We start from the raw sequence: 25,738 nt of genomic DNA, 5'->3' as shown, positions 1-25,738 counted from the left end.
GGAGAACCATCGTGCGACCATCTCGTCATGCCGTCTGGCCGGCCTTGCTGGCCACCCTGGCGCTCGTCCCCTGGAGCGTCGGTCCGGCGACCGCGAGTCCCCTGACCGAGCTACCACCGGCAGGGGTTCAACCCAGTGCGGACGCCGATTCCGCGGCGGGCGCGCAGGCCGTGGTGGATCCGGCCGCGGCCGCCGACGTGGGGCCGGCCGCGGAAGCGCGGCGTACCGGGAGGCCGGTCGAGCTCGTCGACGAGCGCAGCGAGACCGCCGACCTGTTCGTCCAGCCCGACGGCAACCACACGCTGACCCAGTACGCCGAACCCGTCCGCGCCCGCAAGGGCACCGGCTGGGCGCCGATCGACACCACCCTCGCCGTCGGCTCCGACGGGCTGGTCCGACCGGGCGCGACCGTCACCCCGCTGACCCTGTCCGGTGGCGGCGACGACACGCCATTGGTTGTACTGGGCAACAAAAAGACCCAGGTCCGGATGAGCTGGCCGGCCGCCCTCCCCCGGCCAGTGCTCGACAAGAACGTCGCGACCTACCCCGATGTCCTGCCCGGCGTGGACCTGAAGATCCGCGCCGAGTCCGACAGCTTCGCCCAGGTGCTGGTCGTGAAGACGCCGGAAGCTGCGAAGAACCCGGCCCTGCGGACCCTGCGGTTCCCGCTCGCCGGTACCGGGGTGACGATCGCGACCAAGTCCGACGGCACCACGGTCGCGACCGATGCCAAGGGCACGACGGTCTTCACGGCAGGCAGCCCGGTGATGTGGGACAGTCCCGCCTCGGCTGCGGGCAAGCAGGCCGCCGCGTCGGGCGACGGCTCGCAGGACTCACACCACGCATCGCTGCCGGCCAAGCTCGATGCCGGCGACCTGGTGGTCACGCCCAACCAGGCACTGCTGGCCGGTGCGCAGACCCGCTTCCCGGTCTATATCGACCCCTCGTGGACCGGGTCGGTCGGTGACATGTGGACGCACGTCAACCGGCTCTTCCCCGACCAGTCGTACTGGGACTACGACCGCGGTGAAGGCGCCAAGGTCGGCTGGGCGTGGGACAACTCGGGCAACATGTACCGCTCGATGTTCCAGCTCGGCACCGCCGGGATCGCCGGCTCAAGGGTGATCAGCGCGCGGTTCACGATCACTCTCGATCACACGCCGACCGGTAGCCCGACGCAGGTGGACCTGTGGAAGCTGGCTCCGATCAGCCGCAGCCAGGCCATCACCTGGAACAACACCGGCGTGCACTGGCAGCAGTACCTCGCCAACGCCTCCGGCAACGCCTGGACCAACGGTGGGCAGCCGGACCAGGCACTCGGATTCGACGGCGGCGCGCTGAAGTCGGTGGTGCAGACAGCGGCCGACCAGCGCGCGTCCTCGATCACCCTCGGCCTGAAGGCGCCGGACGAGTCCGGCAACGGTGGAGCCCAGTGGAAGAGGTTCCGCGGTGAGACCGCTGCGATCGTCGTCACCTACAACAACGTGCCGCGGATGCCCACCAAGGTGAACTTCAGCCGGCCGCGTCCGTGTGGCACAGCGAGCGATCCGGTGATCGCCAACACCAGCCAGCCGTCCTTCTCCGCGGTCGCCAGTGACCCCGACAACGACAACGTCTACACCCGGCTGGAGTTCCACAAGGCGTCCGACAACTCGCTGGTCTACTCGCTCGACTCCGCCCTGACCGGCTCAGGTGCCGCCTTCGGCTGGTCGCCGGTCCCCGCGGGCAAGCTCGCCGGCGAGGTCACCTACTACTACACGGCCCGGTCCGACGACCGGATCGCCGACGACGGCGCCGAGTTCGGCCCGGCCAGCCCGAAGTGCTACTTCCGGATCGACTCGACGCCGCCCGGGCTGCCGGCGCTGGCCTCGACCGACTTCCCCGACAAGGTGGCCGGTATCGCCGCGCGCACGACCGGCGTGATCAAGCTGTCGCCGGCCGCCGGGGACACCGACGTCGCGGAGTACCTCTACGGTTTCCAGCCGGAGAAGGTGACGCTGCGGGTGAAGGCCGCCGCCGACGGCACCGCGACCCTGCCACTGAGCGTGTGGCCGACGCCGGTACCGACGAAGAAGCTGTGGGTCCGGGCGATCGACCGCGCGGGTAACCCCGGACCGGTCACGCCCGAACCGTGGACGCTGATCGCGAAGGCCAATCCGACTCCGGTACCGGCTGTCCGCGGCGATGTGAACGGTGACGGCAAGGCCGACATCACTGCCCTGTTCGACCAGGGCAACGGCCGGACGGCGGTCTGGAACGTCACCGCCAAGACGGGGAACGCGGGCCTGAACAACGGCGTACTGGCCTGGGACTCCGGTGACTTCGGTGGCTTCGCGTTGTCCCGCACCCGCGGCGTCCAAGGTGATTTCGACAAGGACGGGCGGGCCGACGTCGCGCTGTTCCGCGACGAGGCCGGACGCAACGAAGGGCTGTACCTGCTCAAGTCGGACGGCAACCGGTACGACGCCCAGTCGAACGTCGTGTGGCGTAGTACCGACTCCACCTGGACCATCAACACCAACCGGGCGATGGCCGGTGACGTGACCGGTGACGGGCGCAGCGACATCGTCGTGCAGCGCAACTCCGGCAACGGCAACTGGAGCACCCAGGTCTTTCCCGGTACCTCCCTCGGTACTCCGGTGCAGTGGTCGGCCAACGCCGCGAACTCGGGTGAATGGGCCAAGAGCACCCCGCTGCTCGCCGACGTGGACGGTGACAAGCTGGCCGACCTGGTCGACTTCAAGGACCTTGGCGGCTGCCGCACAGTCGTGGACGTCTACCGCTCCACCGGTACTGCGTTCGCTCCGGCGACGCAGCTCTACGACAGTGGCGCCGGCGGGTACTGCGCGGAGAAGTCGCATCCGGTCGTCGGGGACGTGGACGGCGATGGACTGGACGACGTCGTCGCCATCTACGAGAACGGGACGACCGACACCTCCCTGGCGATCTTCCGCTCGACCGGTACGGCGTTGACGAAGAGCGAGGGCTGGCGCGACCAGACCAAGTTCGAGCCGGCGAAGACCTCGCTGCAGGTCGGCGACTACGACAAGGACGGCAAGGCGGACGCCGCGCTGATCACGTCACTGCCCGACGGCGGCAAGGACGTCTACACGCTGACCTCGACCGGTGCCGCGTTCGTGCCGCCGGCGCTGCAATGGCACGAACCCGAGGTGGGGGTGGGCAACGGCCCGAAGTTCGACCTCGAGCTGCGTACCTACGAACTGGTGGCCAAGCACAGCAACAAATGCATGGACGTCTCCGGGCAGAGTGCCGAGGATCTGGCGCCGCTGCAGAACTGGGACTGCTACGGCCCGCTGAGTCAGCGGTTCCGGCTGGTCCCGGTGGCCGGCACCGATCAGTACGAGGTACAGGTCGGGCATGCGAACGGCCAACCGAGCGACAAGGCTCGCTGCCTCGACATGTACTGGGGCTCGACGGCCGACAACACCCAGGTCGTGCAGCACGAATGCCATGGCGGCGCGAACCAGCAGGTGCTGCTCGAGTACGTGGAAGGCAGCAGCTACGACACCGTGCTCCAGCTTCGCTTCGCCCACAGTGGCAAGTGCGCGGGGATCGCGGGCAGCAGCACGGCCAACGGCGCCAAGCTGGTGCAGATGCCGTGCAGCACGGCCGCGTCGGCTGCCAACCAGAAGTGGGTACTGCGCGCCGCGTACAACTCACCGCAGCTCGGTGGCCGGTACAAGATCACTTCGCGGGCCAGCACCTATGTGCTCGACATGCAGGACTGCCGCCCGTCGCTCGGGATGCGGACCTGGGATTGGCTCGGCGACAGCAGCCCGTGCCAGAAGTGGCGGCTCGAGCCGCTGGGTGACGACGTCTACCGGGTCACTGACCCGAGTACCGGAACGTCGTTGCAGACCGAGGGATGTTCGAGGGCGCTGACGGCCAAGCTGGTCGCGATCGAGACCGACGCGTCGGAATGCCAGTTCTGGCGGATCGAACCTGCCTACGACGGCAGCTACAGCATCCTGCGGCTCGACACCGGCAGAGCGCTGGAGGTGCGGGACTGTGTGAGCACCAAGGGACCCGTGCAGATCTGGACCTACTGGTACGGCAGCTGCCAGCGCTGGAGTCTGGAAAAGGTGGCGAGCTAGGGCTGTCACATCCGCTCAGTCAGCTCCGTCAGAGGAGTATGACTGAGCGGATGAAGAACCCGGCCGTGATCCTGCCGGACGCGATGACCGGAATCCAGAACATCTACAAGGCGATGTACAAGGGCGGTGTCGACGCCACCACGATGGAGCTCGTGCATCTGCGGGCCAGCCAGATCAACGGCTGCTCCGCCTGCATCTTCGGTGGCATCGACAGCGCGAAGAAACACGGCGAGACCGACGAGCGGCTGCACCAGGTCGTCGCCTGGCGCGAGTCGAACCTGTTCACCGACGCCGAGCGCGCGGCGCTGGCGATGACCGAAGCCGCGACCCGGCTGGCCGACCGGCCCGACGCGGTCACGGACGAGATCTGGGACGCGGCGACCGACCACTTCGACGAGCAGCAACTGGCCGCGATCGTCTTGATGATCGGTCTCACCAACCTGTTCAACCGGCTCAACACCACCGTCCGCGCGCAGGCCGGCGCCACCTGGAGCTAGGCGACCACCCTGGACCTGCGGGCCGGCTGCACCGCGGCCCGCAGGGCGGGGGCGATGATCCGGCGGACGTCGGCGTCCGACATCGTTGCCGCCGGCCCCAGCGGGTTCAGGTAGCGGGTGAAGATCAACCCACCGATCACCGCGACCGCCGCGGTGGCCCGATCGGTCGCACCGGGGCCGCGGAGAAATTCAGCAATCCGGCCGTGGATCTCCCGTTCGAGGAATTCCTGCAGTACCTGCATCACGTCGGCGTCCTGCGGCGCCATCCGGGTCAGCTCGGCCAGCGGTTCGGCGTCGGCCCACATCTCCAGTACCGCCTCCAGCAACCGGTCGGCGAAACCCTCCTGATCGCCTTCGAGCGCGCGCACCATCGCCGCGGACTTGCCGCAGCGGAACTGCATCGCCTCCCCGAACAGCCCTTGTTTCGAACCGAAGTGGTAGCTGATCAGCGCCGAATCGACCTCGGCCGCCGCAGCCACCTTGCGGACCGTCGTGCCGCGGTAGCCGTGCTCCAGGAACAGGTCGTAGGCCACAGAGCTGATCCGGTCCTTGGTGGCCGGGTTGCCGCGTGGACGCCCTCGCGATTTATTCATCAGCGTTGAATATCCCCGCGCCGAAGCGCACTGTCAACCACGTCACCGGATCGTCCGGCGACAGTGAGGGAGCAGCATGCGCATCGTCGTTTTCGGAGCAGCCGGGTCCACCGGACGGATCCTGGTCGAGCAGGCACTGGACGCCGGCCACGAAGTCGTCGCCGCGGTCAGACGGCCGGGAACAGTCGCTCCACGTCCAGGGCTGAGCGTCGTACGGGCTGATGTGACCGAGGCGGCTTCAGTTCGTACTGCGATCGCCGGGGCTGATGCCGTCTATTCGGTGGTCGGCGGGAAGCCGTCGCGCAAGCCGGTCGAGCTCTACTCGACAGCGGCGAAGAACATCGTCGCCGGGATGCAGGAGACCGGCGTGAAGCGGCTGTTGGTGATCAGCTCGGTGATTCTCGAGCCGGGCTGGCGTCCGAGTAATGCCTTCTTTTTCAACAATGTTCTCGACCCGCTGGTGAATCGCGTGATGGCACGGACCACGCATGACGACATGCGCCGTATGGAGCAGCTCGTGCGTGACAGCGGACTGGACTGGACGATCGCCAGGCCTTCCGGGTTGTTCAGCAATGATGCTGTGACGGCGTACGAAGTACAGGAGGATCAAGCTGACGGGCTGTTCACGGCGCGGGAGGACCTCGCCGCCAGCATGCTCGCCCAGCTGGACAGCGACGCCTACATCGGACGGGCGATGGCAGTCATCACCACCGCGGTCAAACCGAACATCGCCAAGTTGATCTGGCGCGAGGCCATCATGTCCTCATGAAATACATGCTGCTGATCTACGGCAACACCGAGACCTGGGACGCACTGGACGCCGATGGGATCGAGACGGTGTACGCCGTGCATCGCGAGATCCTGGCCGAGACGCGGGCGAGCGGGGAGCTGCTGGCCTCCGACGGGTTGACCATCGACAACGCGCGGGTCGTGCGGCTCAAGGACGGTGTAGCGGCGGTGACCGATGGGCCGTTTGTGGAGTCGAAGGAACTCCTGGCCGGCTATTACCTGTTCGAGTGCACGCTCGAGCGCGCGACGGAACTCGCGGCGCGGCTTCCCGAGGCCCGCTACTCCCCGATCGAGGTCCGCGCGCTGACGGAACCGATCAAGGAGTAGCCTCCGGCGTTCCAGGGACTTGCCGGTCTCAGCTCGGCGTTGACCTGAGACCGGCGAGCCACTGATCGGCCGGCGTATCCCCCAGCCGCAGGCTGGGGTGTTCATCCGGTCTGGTCAGCCCAGCTCGTTCAGCTGGGGTAGCTCGGCGCGAGGATGACCCCACCTGATTGAGGCTGATCACCCATTCCCCGGCCACCCCGGACGAACAGTGTTACGCCCCGCTCGGGCGCCGGAGCGCCCTCGTCGAGACGCAGTGTGGTGGTGAGACCGTTACTGAGCCTCAGGACCGCCACGCGGCGCGGTTGCCCGGACAGCATCGACGAGTTCACCTCGTGGACGCCGGTACAGACCGCCGGTTGGACAGCAGCCCGGCCGAGTTGCGAAGTACCGTGACTCCTCACACCACGGCACTGCTCGGCGAGCTCTTTCAACGCTGACACACATCCCCCTTTCTTTGTTCCCCCGAGGAACAGTTGTTGACGGGACAACTGTCAGTCCTACGGTTTCTGTAGCGCGGAACTGCGCGACAGTTGTCACAATTCCGGACCTGACGGGGCACGGAAGTGATCCCGGCAGCTTTGCTCACAGTGACGGTCTTTTCAAGGGATGGCCAGGGGAATCCCGCCTGCCGGAACCGTTGTCCCAGAACTACTGCCCAATGGGACCTTTGACAACGATTCCAAGGCCGTTCCGCCTTTGGAAAAAGGGGAAAGCGGCTCAGCCGACCGTACTCGCGCGGGTGATGATCCGGTGCGGAACCATCACCCGCCGAGGGGTTGCGTCCTTGTCCGCCATCCGCTCCGCGAGCAGGTCCAGCGCCGACTCGACGAACTGCCGTCGATCGAAATCGACCGTGGTGAGAGGTGGCACCGTGTACTGGCTCTCGAGAATGTTGTCGAAGCCGGCCACCGCGCAGTCCCCCGGCACCGCGATGCCTGCCGTCCACAGTGCCGACAATGCGCCGAAGGCGATCGTGTCGGTGAAGCAGAAGAACGCGTCGGGCAACTCGTGGCTCGCCAGGTAACCCCCGACGACCGCCGCGGCACCTTCCGGGCTCCAGCGGTCGAGACCGATCTCCAGTTCGGGGTCGGGCCCGATGCCTGCCTCGGCAAGGACCTCGCGATACCCGAGCGTCCGCAGCCGGGCGGCCGCCGTACCGGCCGCGTCGGTCGAGCCACCGATCCGGCCGGTACCACTGGAGCCGCTCGGGATCTCCGGGGTGCCGACGGCCGCGATCCGCCGGAAGCCCTGGTCCAGCAGGTGCTGGGTCATATCGCGCGCTGCGGCAACGTTGTCGATCGCAACTTGGCTGACCATGTCCTGATCCACGTCACCGATCAGAACGACCGCCGGCAACGGGCCGGCCGTCATCACAGCACTGTCGTCGAGGTTGACCGGGTTGAGGATCAGCCCGTCGACCAGATGCGCGCGCGCCTTGGAGAGCAGCTCGAACTCGCGCTTCGGCTCGGCCGCCGTCTGCTCGATCTGCACACCCCAGCCACGCCGGTGCGCCAGCTCGACGACGAGGTGGGTAACCTCCGCGGAGTACGGCCGGAGCAGGTCGGGCAGTGCGAGCCCGATCATCCCGGACCGCCCGTTCCGCAACCCGCGTGCGCTCATGTTGGGCACGTAGTCGAGCTCGACCAGCGCCTGCTCGACCCGCTCCCGGGTCTCCGGCCGGACGAACACGACGCCGTTGATGACGTTGGACACCGTCTTCGGCGACACCCCGGCCAGCTTGGCGACATCCTTGACCGTGGCACGCATGGCCCCATTGTCACCGACACCAGGCGAATCCGCGCAATATCTACCTTTGTCAGTACTTCGCGGCGCCATGCCTCAGCGAGTGGTCAGGGCGCCGCCGTTGACGTGCAGGGTCTGGCCGGTGATGTGCCGCGCGGCCGGCGACGCCAGGAAATGAATGACGGCCGCGATGTCGGCGACCTCACCCTGCCGCTTGACCATCGTTGCCGCCAGCAACTTCTCGCGCCGGTCGACGGTCATCCGGTCCTGGAAGAACTCGGTACCGGCCGTGAAGCCGGGAGCCACCACGTTCGAGGTGATGCCGCGCGGTCCGAGCTCCGCCGCGACGTCCTGGTTCCAGGTCGCCAGGGCCGCCTTGGCCGCACCGTACGAGCCTGCGCCGCGAGTACCGGCGATCGAGCCGATCTGGACGACCGCTCCCCCGTTGGCGAGCCGCGGCGCGAGCGCCGTCGTCATCAGGACGGCCGTCAGGACGTTGGCATCGAAGTTGCCGAGCCAGTTGCTCTTGAGGGCCGCGAGATCGTTCTCGCCATCGGGCGCGCCGAAGTCGGTGTTGCCGCCGGCATTGTTGACGAGCACATGCACCTCCGGGGGCAACTCGCCGACCAGCCGGCGTACCTGCTCCGGATCGGTACCGTCGCAGACCAACGCCTCCGCGCCGAGCTCTGCCGCCGCCTTCTCCAGTACGTCGGGCCGCCGCCCCGTGATCACCACCCGATCGCCGTCTGCGCGGAACCGCTCAGCCGCGGCCTTGCCGATTCCCGTCCCGCCACCGGTCACCACGATCGTTCTGGACACGCCGACTCCTCGTTTAGGTCTAAATATTTAGACCTAAACGTATCATGGGCCCGTGGACACCTACCCCCTCGATCCGCCGAGCCCGTATCCGCCGGCCGCCATCGCCGCAGCCTGGCAGCGCGAGCTGCCAGGCCTGCCGACGGACTCGATCGGCATCGTCACTCCCCTGTGGCGGCTGGCCAAGCTCTTCGCCGACGACCGGCGCCGGCTGCTCGCCGACCTAGGCGTCGACGGCGCCACCCTCGACCTGCTCAGCGTCCTGCGCCGCGCCGGTACGCCGTACGAGGTCACCACCCGCGAACTCGCCGAGCGCACCCTCGTCACGGCCGGCGCGATCTCACAGCGCGTCGGCCGCGCCGAGCGATCGGGACTCGTCGCACGGCGTACCGAGACCGACGGCTCCCGCGCTGTCGTCGTCTCCCTCACCGCCACCGGCCATGCACTGGTCGAGCGAACCGTCGAGCAGGTCCTCACGCGGGAGTCAGAGCTGATCTCGTCCCTGACCGCGTCCGAGCGGGACCTGCTGGCCGGCAAACTTCAGTCGCTCCTCGACGACGTGACCAGCCGGGTTCGCTGACCGCTGTCGGTTGGAGGCTCACCCGACAGTGGCGGCCTCCGCGGTGGTGACCTCGGGAGCCACGCCGGTGCGACGGGTAGGGATGAACGCGGCGATGAAGAAGGCGACCAGCGCGGCGGCGGAGCCGATGGCGAGGATGACGCGGAAGCCGTCCTTCGAGGGCACGCTGACCGGGCCGAGGCTGATCGTCAGGTGGGCGAGGATGACGCCGGCGACCGCGCTCGAGATCGAGGTGCCGATCGAGCGGCTCAGGGTGTTGAGGCTGTTGGCGGCGGCCGTTTCTGAGACGGGGACGGCGCCCATGATGAGGGCGGGCATCGCGCCGTACGCGAAGCCGATACCGGCGCCGATGACGGCGGAGACGATGATCAGGTGCCAGACCGCTCCCATCGCGACGATGCCGAGGCCGTAGCCGGCCGAGACGATCAGCGCGCCGATCATCAGGGTCACCTTCGGACCGCGAGCCTTGGAGATCGATGCGGAGATCGGTGCGGTCGCCATCATCACCAGACCGGACGGACCCATCACCAGTCCGGCCGTCAGCATCGACTGGCCGAGGCCGTAACCGGTTGCCTTGGGCAACTGCAGCAGCGTGGGCAGTACCAGCGACATCGCGAACATCGCGAAGCCGAACACGGCCGACGCGATATTGGTGAGCAGCACCTGCGGCCGGGCAGTCGTCCGGAGATCGACGAGCGGCTGCGACGACCGCAGTTCGAACCAGCCCCACACCAAGAACACGATCACGGCCGCACCGAGCAGACCGAGCGTCGAAGCCGAACCCCAGCCCCAGTCGGCGCCCTTGGAGATCGCCAGCAGCAAGCAGATCAGCCCGGCCGAAAGCCCTGCGGCGCCAACCAGGTCGAACCGGCCGCCGGTACGAACCGCTGACTCAGGAACGAACGTCAGCACCAACGCGAGCACGATGACGCCCAACCCGGCCGACGTCCAGAAGAGCACATGCCAGTCCGCCCGATCGGCAAGGAAGGCCGCAGCAGGTAGACCGAGCGCGCCACCGACACCGAGCGACGCACTCATCTGCGCGGTTGCGGAGCCGAGCCGCTCGGCCGGCAACTCGTCGCGCATGATGCTGATGCCGAGCGGGATCACCGCCGACGCCATCCCCTGCAGGATGCGCCCGATCAGCATCGGAGTCAGAGAATCACTCAAGGCCGCGATGACCGAGCCGGTGATGAGCAGCCCCAGGCTGACCAGCAGCATCCGGCGCTTGCCGTACATGTCACCCAGGCGACCGACCACCGGTACCGCGACAGCCGCGGCGAGCAGCGTGGCGGTGATGACCCATGCCGTGCCGGACGCCTTGGCGTGCAGCAGCTTGGGAAGTTCGGGGATCAGCGGGATGACGAGGGTCTGCATCAGCGAGACCACGATGCCGCCGAAGGCGAGGACCGCCACGACGGCGGTGGGCTTCGGCGGGCTGGACACCTCGGCCGAATCGGCAGGGGAAGTGGGCACAGGGGCCTCCGGTTAAGCGATCACAGGGGAAGTGCAAGGGAAGGAAAACGAAGAACAGACGATGAGATGTGCAGGTCGACGTTAAGTCAGTCAGTTGACTTACGCAAGCGAGCTGACAGACTGGCCCGGAGATCGAGACGAGAGGTGCATCCATGACGGCGGCCGAGAAGACCGCGCGGGCCGACCGGGCCGGCGCCACCCGTGACGTGATCCTGGCGACCGCCGAGCGGTTGTTCGCCGAGCACGGTGTGTTCGGCGTCTCCAACCGGCAGATCAGCGAGGCCGCCGGGCAGGGCAACAACGCCGCCGTCGGCTACCACTTCGGCACCAAGACCGACCTGGTCCGCGCGATCGTGCGCCGGCACACCGACCAGATCGAGCAGCTCCGGGCGCGGATGCTGGCCGAGCTCGGTCCCGAGCCGGATGTCCGCGACTGGCTGAGCGTGCTGATCCGCCCGCAGACCGAGCACCTCGCCGAGATCGGGCCACCCACCTGGTTCGCGCGCTTCAGCGCACAGGTGATGACCGATCCAGGGCTGCGCCTGATCATGGTCGAGGAGTCCCTGAGTTCGCTCTCGCTGCAGCAGATCGTCGACGGGCTGAAGAACAGCCTGCCCGACCTCTCCCCCGCAGTACGCCGGGAGCGCGGCGACATGGCCCGGCTGCTGATGGTCCACCTGCTGGCCGAGTACGAGCGCGGTCTCGACGCCGGTACGCCGGTCGCCCGGGCGACCTGGCAGGAGACGGCGACCGGGTTGATCGACGGCTTGGTCGGCCTGTGGACCGCGCCGGTGACGACCTGACCCGGCACCAACACCTTCAGGCCCCGCTCAGCCGACAGCCACGACGTCATCCAGGTCCGCGGAGCGCGCGAGAACAATCTCGGCGGAGTCTCCGTCGACATCCCCAAGCGCCGGCTGACCGTCTTCACCGGGGTCTCCGGCTCCGGTAAGTCCTCCCTCGTCTTCGACACCATCGCCGCCGAGTCCCAGCGGCTGATCAACGAGACCTACACGGCCTTCGTGCAGAACTTCATGCCGAGCCTGGCCCGCCCGGACGTCGACTCGCTGCGCAACCTGAGCGCCGCGATCATCGTCGACCAGGAACGGATCGGCGCCAACGCGCGCTCGACGGTCGGCACCGCGACCGACGCCCACACCATGCTGCGGATCCTGTTCAGCCGCCTCGGCACCCCGTACGCCGGACCGCCGTCGGCGTTCAGCTTCAATCGGGCGGAGGGGATGTGCCCCACCTGCGAGGGGCTGGGCAAGGCGTCCGAGATCGACCTGGACGAGTTCGTCGACCGATCGCTGAGCCTCAACCAAGGTGCGGTCAAGGTGCCCGGGTACGGCGTCGACACGTGGTACTGGCAGTTGATGGCGAAGTCCGGACTGTTCGATCCGGACCTGCCGCTGATGGACTATCCCGCCGACGTGTGGGAGCAGTTCCTGTACCAGCCGTCGACGAAGGTGAAGATCGGGACCAGCAATCTGACCTTCGAAGGCCTCGTCACCAAGGTCAAACGCAACCTGCTCGCCAAGGATCGCGAGACGATGCAGAACCACGTGCGGGTGTTCGCGGACCGCGCGGTGAAACTGGTCCGCTGCCCGGCTTGTGACGGCGCGCGGCTGAACGAGGCGGCGCTCTCGGTGCGGATCGACGGAGTCGGGATCGCCGAGTGCTCGCGGATGCAGATCAGCGAGCTGGCGCAGTTCATCGGCGGGATCAAGGATGCGTCGGTCGGTCCGATGCTGGAGGGACTGCACGGGACGCTGGAGTCGATGGTCGACATCGGGCTCGGCTACCTCAGCCTCGATCGGGAGTCGTCGACGCTGTCCGGTGGCGAGGCACAGCGGGTGAAGCTGGTCCGGCATCTCGGGTCGTCGCTCACCGATGTCACCTACGTCTTCGACGAGCCGACCGTCGGGCTGCATCCGCATGACATCCAGCGGATGAACGAGCTGCTGCTCCAGTTGCGCGGCAAGGGCAACACCGTGCTCGTCGTCGAGCACAAGCCGGAGACGATCCAGATCGCCGACTACGTGGTCGACCTCGGGCCCGGTGCAGGTCAGGCCGGCGGGCGGCTTTGTTATGCCGGCGATCTGAAGGGTTTGAAGAAGTCCGGGACACTGACCGGGCGGTACCTCGATCACCGGGTCGGCCTGCGCGAGGAGGTCCGGCAACCGACCGGGCAGCTGCGGATCGAAGGCGCATCGCTGCACAACCTGCAGAACGTGAGCGTCGACATCCCGCTCGGCGTACTGACCGTCGTCACCGGGGTGGCCGGCTCGGGCAAGAGTTCGCTGATCCACGGGTCGCTGGCTGGGCGCGACGGGGTGATCGTCGCCGGGCAGGATCCGATCAGGGGGTCGCGGCGCAGCAACCCGGCGACGTACACGGTTCTGCTGGATCCGATCCGGGCGGAGTTCGCGAAGGCGAACAAGGTGAAGCCGGGGATGTTCAGCGCCAACTCGGTCGGCGCCTGCCCGACTTGCAAGGGGCTGGGCGTGGTCTACACCGACCTGGCGATGATGGCCGAGGTCGCGTCGGTGTGCGAGGACTGCAACGGCGCCCGGTTCACTCCGGAGGTACTCGCGTATCTGCTGCGTGGCAAGAACATCAGCCAGGTGCTGAGCATGTCCACGATCGAGGCCCGATCCTTCTTCGAGAAGGGCCCGGCCCGGGCGATCCTCGACCGGCTGATCGCCGTCGGCCTCGGCTATCTGGGCCTTGGGCAACCATTGACCACCCTCTCGGGTGGCGAGCGTCAACGGCTGAAGCTCGCGATCCACATGGGCCGCAACGGCACGACGTACATCCTCGACGAACCAACCACCGGCCTGCATCTGGCCGATGTCGACCAACTACTCACCTTGCTCGACCAACTGGTTGACGAAGGCAACACCGTGATCGTGATCGAGCACCATCAAGCGGTGATGGCCCACGCCGACTGGCTCATCGACCTCGGCCCGGGCGCCGGCCGCGACGGCGGCCAGATCGTCTTCACCGGCATCCCCGCCGACCTGATCGAAAGCAGCGCCTCCCTCACCGCCGAACACCTGCGCCGGTACGTCGGCGCGCCGGCGACCGTCGACGTGTGACGCGAAGAAGGCCCGGCGGACGGATCCGCCGGGCCTCCTTCAGCAACTGACTAGCTGCAGGTGTAGATGGTGGCGTTGTCGAGCCACCAGTTGGCCGGGATCAGGTCGGAGAAGTCCGCCCCGTTCCCGTTCCAGCGGAACTTCAGCAGCTTGCCGCTGAACTGCGACACGTCCACCCGGCTGGTCTCCCAGCCGCCCGAGTTGCCGTGCCAGTTGGCCGGCTCGTCGGGGAAGTTCGGGTCGACGGTCGGGCCGTTCGTCCACGGCAGCGCCGAGCTGTCGTGCCAGGTGGTGCCGTTGTCGTCGGAGTAGTCCAGCGTCGCCGTACCGGTCCGGACGGCGAAGATGAAGAACACGTTGTAGAAGTTGTACGCGTGGGTGAAGCGCAGGTACGTCTTCTCGTTCTTGATCTTCATCGCGCTCTTCGTCTGCACGCTGATCGACGACGTGGGGTCGGTGATCTGGCCGTACAGCGAGTCGTCGCCGTCGGAGGAGTACGAGGTGTCGACCTGCGCGGTCGGGTCACCCATGGACTTGCCGAGCACCCAGCCCGGGGTGTGCGTGACGACGCCGTCCGGGTCCTTCTTGAAGGACGTGGTGATCAGGTTCTTGACCTTCTGGGCGGAGGTGTCGCAGACCGGAGCCTTGGCCGGCTTGCCGATGCCCGGCGCCTGGTCGAGCTCGGTGGCCAGGATCGCCTTGTTGACCTCGGCGCAGTCGGCGTTGGTCATGTTCGCGACGTGGTGCTTCTGCAGCACGTTGCAGGTGGAGCGAAGGGCCTCGGCCAGGTCGGTGTAGTCGGCGCCGCTGGTCAGTACCTTCTGGGTCTCGTGCCACAGCGACTCGGACTTCGGCAGACCGATGCCGGCCGGGGTCTGGCCGTTGAACGAACCGCCGTCGGCGATCAGGAACGCGGTCTTGTTACCGACACCGGAGTTGAAGTGCACGCCGCCGTTGTCCTGGAAGAACTCGTCGTCGAAGAAGTTCGGGCTGGACATCTTGTCCGGGTCGCCGAACTGCGTCGGGTCCTTCAGCGAGCGGATCGCGCCGAGGCTCGACCCCTCGCCCATCAGCCAGCGGTTGGCCGGGGTGTCGTCGGCCGACCCGTTGGTCAGGTCGACGAACTCGCCCATGATGTCGGACAGCGACTCGTTGATCGCGCCGGCCTCCCACAGGTAGGCCAGGCCGGCCGTGTGCTGGGTGACGCCGTGGGTCAGCTCGTGACCGGTGATGTCGTCGGTGCTGACGCCCTCACCGAAGGCCATCTGCTCGCCGTTCCAGAACGCGTTGGCGTAGGGGCAGGCGCCGCTGACGCAGACCCGGACGGTGCCGCGGATGGCCTTGCCCAGACCGTCGCCGTAGTCGGCGCCGATCAGGTTGGTCAGGTCGGTACCGAGTCCGGCGTACAGGTTCGAGGTGTCGCCGAAGAAGTTGAAGACCTGGTTCACGTCCGCGACCGAAGAGGTCGGGCCACCCTCGACCCGGCTCGGTGCGAAGACGCCGCCGCCGCAGCGCGCGTCTTCCGCGCCGGTCACGATGTTGGTGTGGTTCGCGTCGCAGACGACGCGGTTGATGTGCTCGGCCAGGTCCCAGGCGAGCAGGGTCTTGCCGGCCGACGCGTGCACCATCGACTGCCAGCGGACGTCACCCTGTCCGGTCACCTCGTAGAGGTAGACCGGGATGGCGACCGAACCCGGCTGGCGGGTGACGAGACTCATGTCGAACCAGCGCGGACCGACCAGCTTGGCGGTCAGCGTGGAGGCGTCGACCTTGGCGCGGGTGGCGACGGACTGGACCGCGGCGTCCTGCGCCTTGGCCTTGGCCGCGTCCACCGCGCCGGCGGCCGGGAACGCACCGTACGTCGCGAGCGAGACCTCGCCGTTGGCGGACTCCAGCGCGCCGGTCTTGTCCAGGGTGGTGACGATCTCGCCGCCGTAGACCGGGACGCCGTCGATGTTCTGCTGGAACCTGACCTGCGAGCCGAGCGAGCTGAGCGAACTCGACGACGCCACCAGGTCAGTCGGGCGCGCGCCGAAGTACGGGGCGACCGTGGCGACCTGCGCCTTGGCGACCGCGACCGCGTCGGGCTTGCTGGTGGCGGACTTGCCGGCCTTGGCGCCGACCGAGGCCGGAGCCTTCAGCGGGGTCGCCGGCCGGATCGAGTGGGCACGGCCGGTCTCGTCGCGCTTGGAGACCAGCCCGGTGCCGCCGGCCTTCGGAGTTCCGATGGTGCGGATCTCCGGGCTCTGGGCGGCCGTGGTGTCGGACGACGGGACGGGGGCGCTGTTGGCCAGCCCCGGTGCCGTCAGGCTGATGGAGACTGCACCGACCGCGAGGCCGGCGAGCCAGGTACGAGCTTTCACAGAAATGTTCCTCCCCTTGCAGTTCTCACGCTGAGCGGGCGTGAGGGCTGCAATCTGTCATCCGCCCAATCCCCTGCGCGACCGCACGTGATCCATCTCACACCCAACCGTTTCGGGCTCTCACGGACGGTCACTACAGCGTTGGAACGTCCGCTCAGCGGACCCTACGCAGAGTGCTGGCACAGGTGCGTCGCGGCACCAGAAGGCCAACAGAAGAAGGGGATTTTCGCCTTGCTGACGGGGCATTCCGGGGTCGCCCGGGAGCTCCGCGCGACCCCGGAACGAGCCGCTAGGTCAGCTGGTCGTCGACGAGGTTCGCGAGCCCCGTCTGGCCGGTCGTGTTCGGGTGGTAGGACTCGCTGATCGGGTTCGACAGTCCGTTGATCCATTCCGGGCTGCCGCAGACCGCGTGCCCGATGAACGCCGAGGTCGGGTTCACGAAGCTGTAGCCGGCCGCGCCGGCCGCCGCGGCGATCTTCGAGTTCAGCAGGTCGGCGGTCGCGTTCAGCTTGGTCATCTCGTCGCCGCTGAAGAACGTACCGGCGTTGCAGTCGGTGCCGTTGAACAGCCGCGGGTAGCCGACGACGACCACCTTCGCCGTCGTCGCGCGGCTGCGAACCGTCGCGTAGAGGGTGTTGAGCCGGCCGGGGATCGTGTTGTTGATGGTCGCGGTCGCGGTGGCGATCGCGCTGTTGCAGTCACCCAGCCAGGACGGCTTGGCGCATTCGGTGATCACCGAGGAGAAGCCGGCGTCGTTGCCGCCGACCTGCAAGGTGACCCAGCGGACGCCGCTGTTCAGCGGTGCGAGTTGTTTGGCAGTGACGTCGGCGACCCGGGCGCCCGAGCACGCGACGAAGGTCAGCGTCGCGCCGACACGGGCCGCGTCGACGTACGGGTAAGCCTTGGTCGATCGCTGGCAGGAGCCGCTGTCGGCGATGTAGGTGCGGGTGCCGACGCCGGCCGCGTACGAGTCGCCGAGGGCGACATAGACGGGAGCTGCGGCGTTCGCGACGGTGGGGGTGAGCAGCGCAGTACCGAGGACTGCGGCTCCGATGAGTGCGGCGAGTTTCTTCACGGGGCGGACCGCCTTCTGGTGTGAGGGGAACCGAGGCAGGGTGAACTGAGAGTCACCATCCCCCACCGGTGTGTGACAAGCAATACCTCGGTAAGAAATTCACCAGGGTTTGCTGACCTCGGTAACCCCCGTCCACCCCGCGGTGGAACTTCACCCACCCTCAAGCGCCTCAAGCGCTGACTTGCTGGGCCTTGCGCAGTACCAGGGAGATCCAGCTCCACCCGAGCGCGACCGCCGCGTAGAAGGCGAGCACCGGTCCGCCCGTCGAACCCGACGCGATCCCCGCGAAGGCCGCCAGGAACGAGACGCCAGTGACCACCGAGTACGCCGCCCAGCCCCGCTCCCCGTCACGCGCGAACCGGCGGGCGGCAACGATGCACGCGATGACGAACCCCAGGAACCCGATCCCGCCGGCCGCGAAATGCAAGCCCGCGTGCCAGCTCATCGAAGCAGCCTGACCCTCTGGAGCACCGACCGGAAATCCCATCGAAGGATCGGGCACGAACAGCCCTGCGGCAACGGTGCCGACACCGTAAACGCCGAGCAGCCGAGGCACCCAACGGCTACGAGACACCCGCCGCAGTCCGCCCGCTCCGGCGATCAGCAGCACCCCGGTGATGACGAAGTTGGCGGACTGGATCCAGCCCAGGTCGCCAACAGCGAGCATGCTCGCCGCGTGCTTGCGGATGTCGAAGCCGTCGCGGGTCAGCGCCTGGGCGGCCACGACGACGGCGAAGAACGGACCGGCGACGATCCCTGCCGTCAGGAGCCGTTTGGCTGACGACGTGGTGCTGGTGTGCGAGGAGGTGGTGGCGATGGTGGTCATGACGTTGTCCCTTCGGTTGGTCTTGCCAACGCGTCGGACGGGACACCGTCAGATCGACATCAGTGTTCCGGGCCGGGGACGGAGAGCGGGTCGAAGCCGTACGGGAGCTCCAGCCGATGCGCTGTCATCAGGTCGGCGTCGCCCAGCAGATCGCGGGTCTTGCCGTCGGCGACGATCCGGCCGTCGTCCATCAGCAGGCTGCGTTCGCAGAGCTGGAGGGCGTACGGGAGGTCGTGGGTGATCATCAGCAAGGTGACGTCGAGGCCGGAGAGGATGTCGGCCAGTTCGCGGCGGCTGGCTGGGTCGAGGTTGCTCGACGGTTCGTCCAGGACCAGTACTTCGGGGCGCATGGCAAGGACCGTCGCGACGGCGACCCGGCGGCGCTGGCCGTAGGACAGGTGATGCGGGGCGATGTTCGCATGGTCCTGCATGCCGACCTGGACCAGCGCCTCCTGGACGCGGTCCTCCAGCTCCGAACCTTTCAGACCGAGGTTGGCCGGGCCGAAGGCGACGTCGTCCCGGACGGTCGGCATGAACAACTGGTCGTCGGGATCCTGGAAGACCAGCCCGACCTTCCGCCGTACTTCGGGCAGGTGTTCCCGATGCAGATCCGTCCCACCGATCTGGATCCGGCCACTCCCGCTGCCACCTGCCACCGAGCCGAGGATGCCGTTGAGGTGCAGCACCAGCGTCGTCTTGCCCGCGCCGTTGGGGCCGAGCAGAGCGACCCGCTCGCCACGCTGAATGGTGAAGTCGACCCCGAACAGAGCCTGCCGCCCGTCCGGGTACGCGAAGACGAGACGCTCGACGTGGATCGATGGACCGCTCACAAGCCAGCAACCCTAGCCGTCACCGCGATGAGCACGGCGAGCAGGGAGATCGCGAGCCCCTCGGCCCACTGGTTGCGCGCAGCACCCGAGGCCGCCAGCTGCGGCATCCGGCCGGTGTACCCACGCGACTGCATCGCCAGGTGCACCCGCTCGCCGCGCTCGAAGCTGCGCACGAACAGCGCCCCGACTCCCCCGGCGACCGCCTTCAAATGACCGACCCGCCCACCGGCGTACCCGCGGGACTCCCGGGCGATCCGCATCCGGTGCAGATCGTCCGAGACGACGCTGAGGTACCGGACCATGAACGAGAGGATCGCGACCAGCGTCGACGGCAGCCGCAGCCGCTCGAGGCCGGCGAGGAGTTCGCGCGGCGCGGTCGACGCCGACAAGACGATCGCTGCGACGACTCCGAGCGTGCCCTTCGCGAGGACGTTCCACGAGCCGAGTACTCCGGACTCCGACACCGAGACCCCGAACACGTCGACCTGCGGGCCGGTGGCAACGAACGGGAGTACCAGAGCGAAAACGATGAACGGCGTCTCGACGGCCAGCCGCCGCATCACCGTTGTCACCGGCAACTTCGCCAGCGCGACGGCGCCAGCCAGCAGAGCGGCGTACAGGGCGAAGGCCCAGAAGACGCCGGCCGGGGTCGAGACGACGGCCAGCACGAAGACGAACAGCGCGACGATCTTCACCTGCGCCGGCAACCGGTGGATCCGGCTGTCGACCGCGACCAGCAGACCGTCCCCGGCCGAACCGCTCACTGACCGGCCGGCCAGGTCGTCCAGCCGGTCCAGTCAGTCCACTCGGCGAGGATGAAGCTCTGGTCGTCGGAGGGCATCAGGCGGCCTTGTCTGCGCGAGCCGACGAGCGCAGCGAAGCGATCTTCGCGATCGCCAGACCGACGACGATGGTCACCAGTACGCCGATGATGCCGGCCAGCGCGCCCGACACCTGCGAGTTGCCGATCCCGCTCACGTCGTAGTCGGCCAGCGGACTGCTCGCCACCGCGGAACTCTTCGCCGCACTCTCAAAGCCGAGCTTGGCACCGACAAACTCCAGCCCGTCAGGATGCGCGCTCGCAAACAAGCTCACCACGCCCGCGACGAGCAGCGTCGCCGCGATCCCCACGCCGTACGAGCGACCGGCCGGTGCTGCCGCGATCGGCCGGTCCGGCGAGACCGTCGAGCTGTTGCCATCCGCATCCACCAGGACGAGGTCGGCCTGCAGGTGGCGCGCGGCGTAGACGAGATCCGGCCGGGTCGCCACGACGGCGCTGAGCACGGCAGCGGTGATGACCGCCTCACCGAGACCGACCAGGATGTGCCAGCCGACCATCGCCGTCGCCAGCTTGCCGAGCGGGATGTCGACCGCTCCGCCGATCGCATAGAGCCCCGTGAAGCACAGCGCCGCGACCGGCACCGACACGAACGCGCCGACGGTCGTCGCCGGAACGACGCTGCCGACGCGCTTGGGCAGCGCCTTGAGGAGTGCCCGCGTCACGAAGTACCCGACGAGCACCGTGACCAGACCCATCAGCGTGATGTTCGTGCCGAGCGCGGTCAGGCCGCCGTCGGCGAAGAGCAGGCCCTGCACGAGCAGCACCGTCGACATCACCAGCACCGCGGACCACGGCCCGACCAGCGCCGCGGCGAGCGCTCCGCCGAGCAGGTGGCCGCTGGTCCCGGCGCCGACCGGGAAGTTCACCATCTGGACGGCGAAGACGAACGCGGCGGTCAGCCCGGCCAGCGCCGGACCCGTCTCACGGATCTCCCGGTTGGCGCGCTGGAGGCTGAAGCCGACCGCACCGGCCGCGATCAGGCCGGTCGCGATCGAGGTGGGCGCGTCGAAGAACCCGTCGGGAACATGCATGAGCACATTCTTGATCTACTTGCGACTCAATCGCAAGAGGACCCTACAAATCGGCGAGTGCGGACTCGATCGCGCGGTGGATCGTCGGGTATGCGTAGATCATCTGTCGCAGAGTGTGAACGGGAACCCGGGCGTGCACGGCCAGCGCCAGCGTCCCCAACACCTCGCCACCCGTCGGCCCCGCACTCGTCGCACCGACCAGGACGCCCTGCTCATTGTCCATGATCAGCTTGATGAATCCCTCGTTGCCCGCCTTGTGGATCCAGCCCCGGGTCGACGCCGGTACCTGGGTGAGGCCGACCCGGACGTCGAGCCCCTGGTCGCGCGCCTGCTTCTCGGTCAGCCCGACCGCGCCGATCTCCGGATCGAGGAAGGTCACCCGCGGCATCGCGTGGTAGCTGGCCAACGGAGCGTCCTCGGCGCCGAGGATGTCCAGGACGGCGACGTTGGCCTGGTACATCGCGTTGTGCGTGAACACCCCGACCCCCGTGACGTCACCGATCGCCCACACTCCGTCGCCGGCCCGGACATGCTCGTCGATCTCGATCCGGCGCGCAGCGGGATCGAGCCCCACCTGGTCCAGCCCGAGCTCCCTGATGTCCACCCGGCGACCGGTTGCCACCAGCAACTTCTCACCGGTGACCGTACTGCCGTCTTCGAGCGTCACCGTGAACGCGTCACCGCTGTAGCTGACCGCCTTGGCGTGGACACCGGTCTTGAACTTCACGCCATCGCGTTCCAGCGCAAAGCTGGCCAGCTCACTCGACTCGGGCTCCTCCATCGCCAGCACGCGGTCGGACCCCTCGATCACCGTCACCTGTACGCCGAACCGCGCGAACACCTGCGTCAACTCCATCCCGATCGCGCCACCACCGAGCACGAGCAAGGAGGCCGGCAGCGTCTCGAGCCGGATCGCGTCCTGGTTGGTCCAGAACGGCGTACCGGCGAGTCCTTCGATCGGTGGCACGACCGGAACCGTGCCGGTGGCGACGATGATGCCGCGGCTCGCCTCGAACTCGCGGTCGCCCGAGACGACCCGGCCGGGGCCGGTGATGGTGGCGCGGCCGCGGACGAACGTGACGCCCTTGCCGACCAGCCGGTCGACGGCGACCTTGTCGTTCCAGTTGTCGGTGGCCTCGTCGCGGATCCGCTTGGCGACCGGGCCCCAGTCGGGGGTGACTGTCGAGGTACCGGCCATGCCCTCGACCCGGCGGGTCTCGGCAATCAGGTTGCCCGCGCGGATCATCATCTTGCTCGGGATGCAGCCGAAGTACGGGCACTCACCGCCGACCAGCCGCGGCTCGATGCCGACCACGTTCAGCCCCGCCTGCGCGAGCCGGCCGGAGGCCTCCTCGCCGCCGACGCCCAACCCGATCACCACTACGTCAACCTGTTCAGCCATGCCGCCAATCTCGCAGACAGCGCCACCCTCGCCAAGCCCTCCACCTGCGTGTCATCGGACGGTAAGTGGCTGATGGCGGTGAACCAGATGCTTATTCGCCCGACAGATCAGGCGCGCTGACAGTAGGTTGGCCAGATGTACGTGATCGCACACCTCAGTGACCCGCACCTCGACGGCACCGACACCGCACGCGACCGGCTGCGCAGCGTCGTCGGCTACCTCCGCGCATTCTCCCGCCCGGTCGACGTGGTGCTGGTCACCGGGGATCTGGCCGACCATGGGTTGCCGGCGGAGTACGCCGAGGTCGCGGCCGAGCTGGATCTCGACGTACCGGTGCTGATGCTTCCGGGCAACCACGATGTCAGCGCGCCGTTGCGGGCCGGCCTGCCGGTCGACTCCCCCGGCCAGGGGCACCCGGTGCATCAGGTCCGGTACGTCGGCGAGGCCCGCTTCATCCTGCTCGACACGTCGGTACCGGGCCAGAACCACGGCCTGCTCAGTGCGGAGTCGCTCGACTGGCTGAGCGCCATCCTGGACGAGCCGGTGGACGGTCCCCTGTTCGTGGCCTTCCATCACCCGCCGAACAAACTCCAGCACCCGGTACTCGACCAGTGGATCCTCCAGGACGCGGAGCCGTTGGCCGCCGTACTGCGCGACCGGCCGATCACGGCCATCCTCACCGGCCACGTCCACAACGCCGTCGCGACGACCTTCGCCGGCCACCCGTTATTGGTTGCCCCCGGCATCAGATCCACCGGCCCACTCCCTTTCGAGCCGGCCGCCGCCAACGGTCTGGTCGACGTCGAGGCCCCACCCGGCCTGGCCCTCCACGTCGTGGCCGACGGTCAACCTCTGGTCACCGTCTACCGCGTCGTACCGTCAAGCTGAGGTCGAGACCAGCCCGTCCCACGACCATTGCGGGACGGCCAGGCCATCGGGTACGTCGTCCTTGTTGCTGTGGTACCGGGCCATGCTGACGTTGGTCGCCCAAGCGAAGTAGTCGTAGAGCACCTGGCGCACAGGATCGGTCAACCCGATGTCATCCAGCGCCTGGCCAAAGCAGGCGATCGCCCGGCGATCCATCTCCAGGTGCTCCCCATTGCCGCTGTGCATGTGGACGACAGAACTCTCGGTCCCGTAGACACCGCTGTAAGCAGCCGGCCCACCCAAAGCTTCAATCCAGTACGCAGCCAGCCGTTCCGTGTGGTCCGGCTGAAACCCATGACTGAAAGCATGACTGACGACCTCGTCAGCCAACACCCGCTCATGCCAAGCAGCCGCCAGCCTCAACACACCTTCATCGCCACCAGCAGCCTCATACACAGTCTCCATGGCCTGAGACTGGCACCGACGGCCAACAGCAGCAAGCCTGATCCTCATGAACTTCATCCTGCAGCCACTCGGCCTGGTTGAGTCGTCCCTGACCACCAAGGCGGACGCCCCGCGCCAAGGCGACGAAGGTGCGCCTGACGCGTGGCTCGTCTTCGACCCGGAGTACGCCGCGGCGCTGCGTGACCTGGCCGCCGGGGACGAGGTACTGCTGATCACCTGGTTCGACCGCGCCGACCGATCGACGCAAGTTGTGCATCCGCGCGGGGACACCCAGCGTCCGCCCACGGGCGTCTTCAGCACCCGCTCGCCCGATCGCCCCAATCCGCTCGGCCTTCATCGGGTCACCGTGCTCGAGACCGACGGACTCCGGATCAAGGTCAACCACCTCGAGGCGCTCGACGGCACTCCGGTCCTCGACATCAAGCCGGTCTTGACCGACGAGCGCTGAGCAATGCGAAAGGCCCCGGACCAGTGGTCCGGGGCCTTCGGTGCAGCGGGATCAGAAGTTGATCATGTGGCCTTCGAGGCCGTGGAAGGCCTCTTGGAGGGCCTCGCTCAGCGTCGGGTGGGCGTGCACGTTGCGGGCCAGTTCCTTGGTGGTCAGGTCCCACTTCTGCGCCAGCGTCAGCTCCGGGAGGAGCTCGGTGACCTCGGGGCCGATCAGGTGCGCGCCGAGCAGTTCGCCGTACTTCGCGTCGGCGATCACCTTGACGAAACCGTTCGGGTCGCCCAGGCCGTGCGCCTTGCCGTTGGCCGTGAAGGGGAACTTCGCGACCTTGACGTCGAAGCCCTCCAGCCGGGCCTGCTCCTCGGTCCAGCCGAAGCTGGCGATCTGCGGCTGGCAGAAGGTCGCCCGCGGGATCATCACGTAGTCGAGCTCCATCGTCTCGACCCCGGCGATCGTCTCGGCCGCGATCACCGCCTGCGCCTCGGCCGCGTGGGCCAGCATCAGCTTCGCGTTCACGTCGCCGATCGCGAAGATGTTCGGCACGTTCGTCCGGAGGAAGCCGTCGACGCCGATCGCGCCGCGCTCGGTCAGCGCGACCCCGATCTTGTCCAGGCCGTAGCCGTCGACGCGCGGCTGGAAGCCGATCGCCTGCAGCACCTTGTCGGCCTCGAGCGTCTGCTGCGCGCCGTCCTTGCCGGTGACGGTGACCTTCACCTTCTCGCCGGAGTCGTCGATCGAGTCGACCCGGGTGCCGGTGAGCACGTCCACACCGAGCTTCTTGTACGCCTTGGCGAGCTCCTTGGAGACCTCGATGTCCTCCAGCGGGACCATCCGGTCGAGGAACTCGACGATCGTCACCTTCACGCCGTAGTTGGCCAGCACGTAGGCGAACTCGACGCCGATCGCGCCGGCGCCGGCGATCACGATGCTGCCCGGCAGCTCCTCGGTGAGGATCTGCTCCTCGTACGTGACGACCCGCTCGCTCAGCTGGGTGCCCGGCAGCAGCTTGGTGGTCGCGCCGGTGGCGATGATGCAGTTGTCGAAGGTGACTGTCTCGGAGCTGCCGTCGTTCAGCGAGACGTCCAGGGTGTTGGCGTCGACGAACGAGCCCCACCCGTCGAACTCGGTGATGTTGTTCTTCTTCATCAGGAAGTGCACGCCCTTGACGCGGCCGTCGGCCACCTTGCGGCTGCGCTGCACGGCCGTCGGGAAGTCGAAGCTCACCTCGCCGCTGATGCCGAAGGTCTTCGCCTCCTTCCGGAAGATGTGCGCCAGCTCGGCGTTGCGGAGCAGCGCCTTGGACGGGATACAGCCCACGTTCAGGCAGACACCGCCCCAGTACTTCTTCTCGATGACGGCGGTTTTGAGCCCGAGCTGTGCGGCGCGGATCGCCGCGACGTACCCACCCGGGCCGGCGCCGAGGACAACAACGTCAAAGTGCGAGGCCATGTCTCAAATCCTAGTCGCTGGCACCAGCGATTCCCGCCCCGGGCCAGCCTGGGTGACCACGGTCACGATTGAGCGGTGTGTCCTGCCTCATCGTCACGGAGGGT

Annotated in this window: 22 protein-coding genes; 9 read left to right on the top strand and 13 right to left on the bottom strand. The window is 67.8% G+C overall.

Annotated features, from left to right (window positions below):
- Positions 1-11 precede the first annotated feature (11 nt).
- Both OHA70_RS31095 and OHA70_RS31090 read left to right on the top strand, forming a co-directional pair.
- The gene (locus OHA70_RS31095; RefSeq protein ID WP_328323587.1) at positions 12-4,115 is read left to right on the top strand and encodes an RICIN domain-containing protein; all 4,104 of its coding nucleotides are present in this window, start codon (positions 12-14) and stop codon (positions 4,113-4,115) included.
- Between the two features lie 38 nt (positions 4,116-4,153).
- Complete coding sequence (locus OHA70_RS31090; RefSeq protein ID WP_328323584.1) at positions 4,154-4,612, top strand: carboxymuconolactone decarboxylase family protein; 459 nt, start codon at positions 4,154-4,156, stop codon at positions 4,610-4,612.
- Here OHA70_RS31090 and OHA70_RS31085 read toward each other — a convergent pair.
- Positions 4,609-5,205: a TetR/AcrR family transcriptional regulator gene (locus OHA70_RS31085; RefSeq protein WP_328323582.1), complete on the bottom strand. Its 597-nt coding sequence runs from the start codon at positions 5,203-5,205 to the stop codon at positions 4,609-4,611. The two genes, OHA70_RS31090 and OHA70_RS31085, sit on opposite strands and share 4 nt — an antisense overlap.
- A 76-nt stretch (positions 5,206-5,281) precedes the next feature.
- On the opposite strand from OHA70_RS31085, the gene OHA70_RS31080 reads away from it, so the two are divergent.
- Both OHA70_RS31080 and OHA70_RS31075 read left to right on the top strand, forming a co-directional pair.
- A complete protein-coding gene (locus tag OHA70_RS31080; protein ID WP_328323580.1) occupies positions 5,282-5,974 on the top strand; it encodes an NAD(P)-dependent oxidoreductase in 693 nt (230 codons plus the stop codon).
- Positions 5,971-6,321 (top strand): YciI family protein, encoded by a 351-nt coding sequence (locus OHA70_RS31075; RefSeq protein ID WP_328323578.1) that lies wholly within the window; start codon positions 5,971-5,973, stop codon positions 6,319-6,321. The genes OHA70_RS31080 and OHA70_RS31075 overlap by 4 nt, the downstream gene beginning before the upstream one ends.
- Positions 6,322-7,038: 717 nt before the next feature.
- Here OHA70_RS31075 and OHA70_RS31070 read toward each other — a convergent pair.
- Both OHA70_RS31070 and OHA70_RS31065 read right to left on the bottom strand, forming a co-directional pair.
- The gene (locus OHA70_RS31070) at positions 7,039-8,088 is read right to left on the bottom strand and encodes a LacI family DNA-binding transcriptional regulator (protein WP_328323576.1); all 1,050 of its coding nucleotides are present in this window, start codon (positions 8,086-8,088) and stop codon (positions 7,039-7,041) included.
- A 72-nt stretch (positions 8,089-8,160) separates the two neighbouring features.
- Positions 8,161-8,883, bottom strand: a complete 723-nt coding sequence (locus OHA70_RS31065; protein ID WP_328323573.1) for an SDR family NAD(P)-dependent oxidoreductase — start codon at positions 8,881-8,883, stop codon at positions 8,161-8,163.
- A 52-nt stretch (positions 8,884-8,935) separates the two neighbouring features.
- Between OHA70_RS31065 and OHA70_RS31060 the strand changes: the two genes are divergently transcribed.
- On the top strand, positions 8,936-9,460 hold the full coding sequence (locus tag OHA70_RS31060; RefSeq protein WP_328323571.1) for a MarR family winged helix-turn-helix transcriptional regulator: 525 nt from the start codon (positions 8,936-8,938) through the stop codon (positions 9,458-9,460).
- 18 nt (positions 9,461-9,478) lie between these two features.
- Here the strand turns inward: OHA70_RS31060 and OHA70_RS31055 are convergent, their stop codons facing one another.
- Entirely contained in the window at positions 9,479-10,936 is a 1,458-nt protein-coding gene (locus tag OHA70_RS31055; protein ID WP_328323568.1) for an MFS transporter, read from the bottom strand.
- Between the two features lie 152 nt (positions 10,937-11,088).
- Between OHA70_RS31055 and OHA70_RS31050 the strand changes: the two genes are divergently transcribed.
- Together OHA70_RS31050 and OHA70_RS31045 are read left to right on the top strand one after the other, a co-directional pair.
- Entirely contained in the window at positions 11,089-11,739 is a 651-nt protein-coding gene (locus OHA70_RS31050) for a TetR/AcrR family transcriptional regulator (protein ID WP_328323566.1), read from the top strand.
- Between the two features lie 219 nt (positions 11,740-11,958).
- Positions 11,959-14,037 carry an excinuclease ABC subunit UvrA gene (locus OHA70_RS31045; protein ID WP_328323565.1) on the top strand — a complete coding sequence of 693 codons (2,079 nt, stop codon included), beginning with the start codon at positions 11,959-11,961 and terminating at the stop codon, positions 14,035-14,037.
- A 50-nt stretch (positions 14,038-14,087) separates the two neighbouring features.
- Here OHA70_RS31045 and OHA70_RS31040 read toward each other — a convergent pair whose 3' ends face one another.
- The 7 genes from OHA70_RS31040 to OHA70_RS31010 form a co-directional block, all read right to left on the bottom strand.
- Positions 14,088-16,400: a M4 family metallopeptidase gene (locus tag OHA70_RS31040; protein WP_328323563.1), complete on the bottom strand. Its 2,313-nt coding sequence runs from the start codon at positions 16,398-16,400 to the stop codon at positions 14,088-14,090.
- Positions 16,401-16,689: 289 nt separating this feature from the next.
- Positions 16,690-17,475, bottom strand: coding sequence for an SGNH/GDSL hydrolase family protein (locus OHA70_RS31035; RefSeq protein WP_328323561.1), 786 nt, complete (start codon positions 17,473-17,475; stop codon positions 16,690-16,692).
- A gap of 169 nt (positions 17,476-17,644) precedes the next feature.
- The gene (locus OHA70_RS31030; RefSeq protein WP_328323559.1) at positions 17,645-18,301 is read right to left on the bottom strand and encodes a DUF998 domain-containing protein; all 657 of its coding nucleotides are present in this window, start codon (positions 18,299-18,301) and stop codon (positions 17,645-17,647) included.
- Between the two features lie 59 nt (positions 18,302-18,360).
- Positions 18,361-19,131, bottom strand: a complete 771-nt coding sequence (locus tag OHA70_RS31025) for an energy-coupling factor ABC transporter ATP-binding protein (RefSeq protein ID WP_328323557.1) — start codon at positions 19,129-19,131, stop codon at positions 18,361-18,363.
- Positions 19,128-19,895 (bottom strand): cobalt ECF transporter T component CbiQ, encoded by a 768-nt coding sequence (gene cbiQ, locus OHA70_RS31020; protein WP_328323555.1) that lies wholly within the window; start codon positions 19,893-19,895, stop codon positions 19,128-19,130. Before cbiQ ends, OHA70_RS31025 begins: the two co-directional genes overlap by 4 nt.
- Positions 19,896-19,971: 76 nt before the next feature.
- A complete protein-coding gene (locus OHA70_RS31015) occupies positions 19,972-21,003 on the bottom strand; it encodes an energy-coupling factor ABC transporter permease (protein ID WP_328323553.1) in 1,032 nt (343 codons plus the stop codon).
- Positions 21,004-21,046: 43 nt separating this feature from the next.
- Complete coding sequence (locus tag OHA70_RS31010; RefSeq protein ID WP_328323551.1) at positions 21,047-22,405, bottom strand: dihydrolipoyl dehydrogenase family protein; 1,359 nt, start codon at positions 22,403-22,405, stop codon at positions 21,047-21,049.
- Positions 22,406-22,540: 135 nt separating this feature from the next.
- Here OHA70_RS31010 and OHA70_RS31005 point away from each other — a divergent pair, with 135 nt between their 5' ends.
- Entirely contained in the window at positions 22,541-23,293 is a 753-nt protein-coding gene (locus OHA70_RS31005) for a metallophosphoesterase (protein WP_328323549.1), read from the top strand.
- Here the strand turns inward: OHA70_RS31005 and OHA70_RS31000 are convergent.
- Entirely contained in the window at positions 23,285-23,737 is a 453-nt protein-coding gene (locus OHA70_RS31000; RefSeq protein ID WP_328323547.1) for a group II truncated hemoglobin, read from the bottom strand. The two genes, OHA70_RS31005 and OHA70_RS31000, sit on opposite strands and share 9 nt — an antisense overlap.
- Before the next feature lie 46 nt (positions 23,738-23,783).
- Here OHA70_RS31000 and tsaA point away from each other — a divergent pair, with 46 nt between their 5' ends.
- On the top strand, positions 23,784-24,185 hold the full coding sequence (gene tsaA / locus OHA70_RS30995) for a tRNA (N6-threonylcarbamoyladenosine(37)-N6)-methyltransferase TrmO (RefSeq protein ID WP_328323545.1): 402 nt from the start codon (positions 23,784-23,786) through the stop codon (positions 24,183-24,185).
- Between the two features lie 51 nt (positions 24,186-24,236).
- Here the strand turns inward: tsaA and lpdA are convergent, their stop codons facing one another.
- Positions 24,237-25,634, bottom strand: a complete 1,398-nt coding sequence (gene lpdA, locus OHA70_RS30990) for a dihydrolipoyl dehydrogenase (RefSeq protein WP_328323543.1) — start codon at positions 25,632-25,634, stop codon at positions 24,237-24,239.
- Positions 25,635-25,738 lie beyond the last annotated feature (104 nt).

The sequence above is a fragment of the Kribbella sp. NBC_00382 genome (assembly GCF_036067295.1).
In the GTDB taxonomy this organism is placed as follows: domain Bacteria; phylum Actinomycetota; class Actinomycetes; order Propionibacteriales; family Kribbellaceae; genus Kribbella.
The sequence above is the reverse complement of the archived record's forward strand: the minus strand, read 5'-3'. Positions and strand labels throughout refer to the sequence as shown.

Excerpts from the sequence above, each read along its gene's own strand:
- OHA70_RS31050 (WP_328323566.1), top strand. The coding sequence starts at position 11,089 with ATGACGGCGGCCGAGAAGACCGCGCGGGCCGACCGGGCCGGCGCCACC.
- tsaA (WP_328323545.1), top strand. The coding sequence starts at position 23,784 with ATGAACTTCATCCTGCAGCCACTCGGCCTGGTTGAGTCGTCCCTGACC.
- OHA70_RS31000 (WP_328323547.1), bottom strand. The coding sequence starts at position 23,737 with ATGGAGACTGTGTATGAGGCTGCTGGTGGCGATGAAGGTGTGTTGAGG.
- OHA70_RS31010 (WP_328323551.1), bottom strand. The coding sequence starts at position 22,405 with ATGGCTGAACAGGTTGACGTAGTGGTGATCGGGTTGGGCGTCGGCGGC.
- OHA70_RS31085 (WP_328323582.1), bottom strand. The coding sequence starts at position 5,205 with ATGAATAAATCGCGAGGGCGTCCACGCGGCAACCCGGCCACCAAGGAC.
- OHA70_RS31005 (WP_328323549.1), top strand. The coding sequence starts at position 22,541 with ATGTACGTGATCGCACACCTCAGTGACCCGCACCTCGACGGCACCGAC.
- OHA70_RS31090 (WP_328323584.1), top strand. The coding sequence starts at position 4,154 with ATGACTGAGCGGATGAAGAACCCGGCCGTGATCCTGCCGGACGCGATG.
- OHA70_RS31070 (WP_328323576.1), bottom strand. The coding sequence starts at position 8,088 with ATGCGTGCCACGGTCAAGGATGTCGCCAAGCTGGCCGGGGTGTCGCCG.
- lpdA (WP_328323543.1), bottom strand. The coding sequence starts at position 25,634 with ATGGCCTCGCACTTTGACGTTGTTGTCCTCGGCGCCGGCCCGGGTGGG.
- OHA70_RS31080 (WP_328323580.1), top strand. The coding sequence starts at position 5,282 with ATGCGCATCGTCGTTTTCGGAGCAGCCGGGTCCACCGGACGGATCCTG.
- OHA70_RS31015 (WP_328323553.1), bottom strand. The coding sequence starts at position 21,003 with ATGCATGTTCCCGACGGGTTCTTCGACGCGCCCACCTCGATCGCGACC.
- OHA70_RS31075 (WP_328323578.1), top strand. The coding sequence starts at position 5,971 with ATGAAATACATGCTGCTGATCTACGGCAACACCGAGACCTGGGACGCA.
- OHA70_RS31030 (WP_328323559.1), bottom strand. The coding sequence starts at position 18,301 with ATGACCACCATCGCCACCACCTCCTCGCACACCAGCACCACGTCGTCA.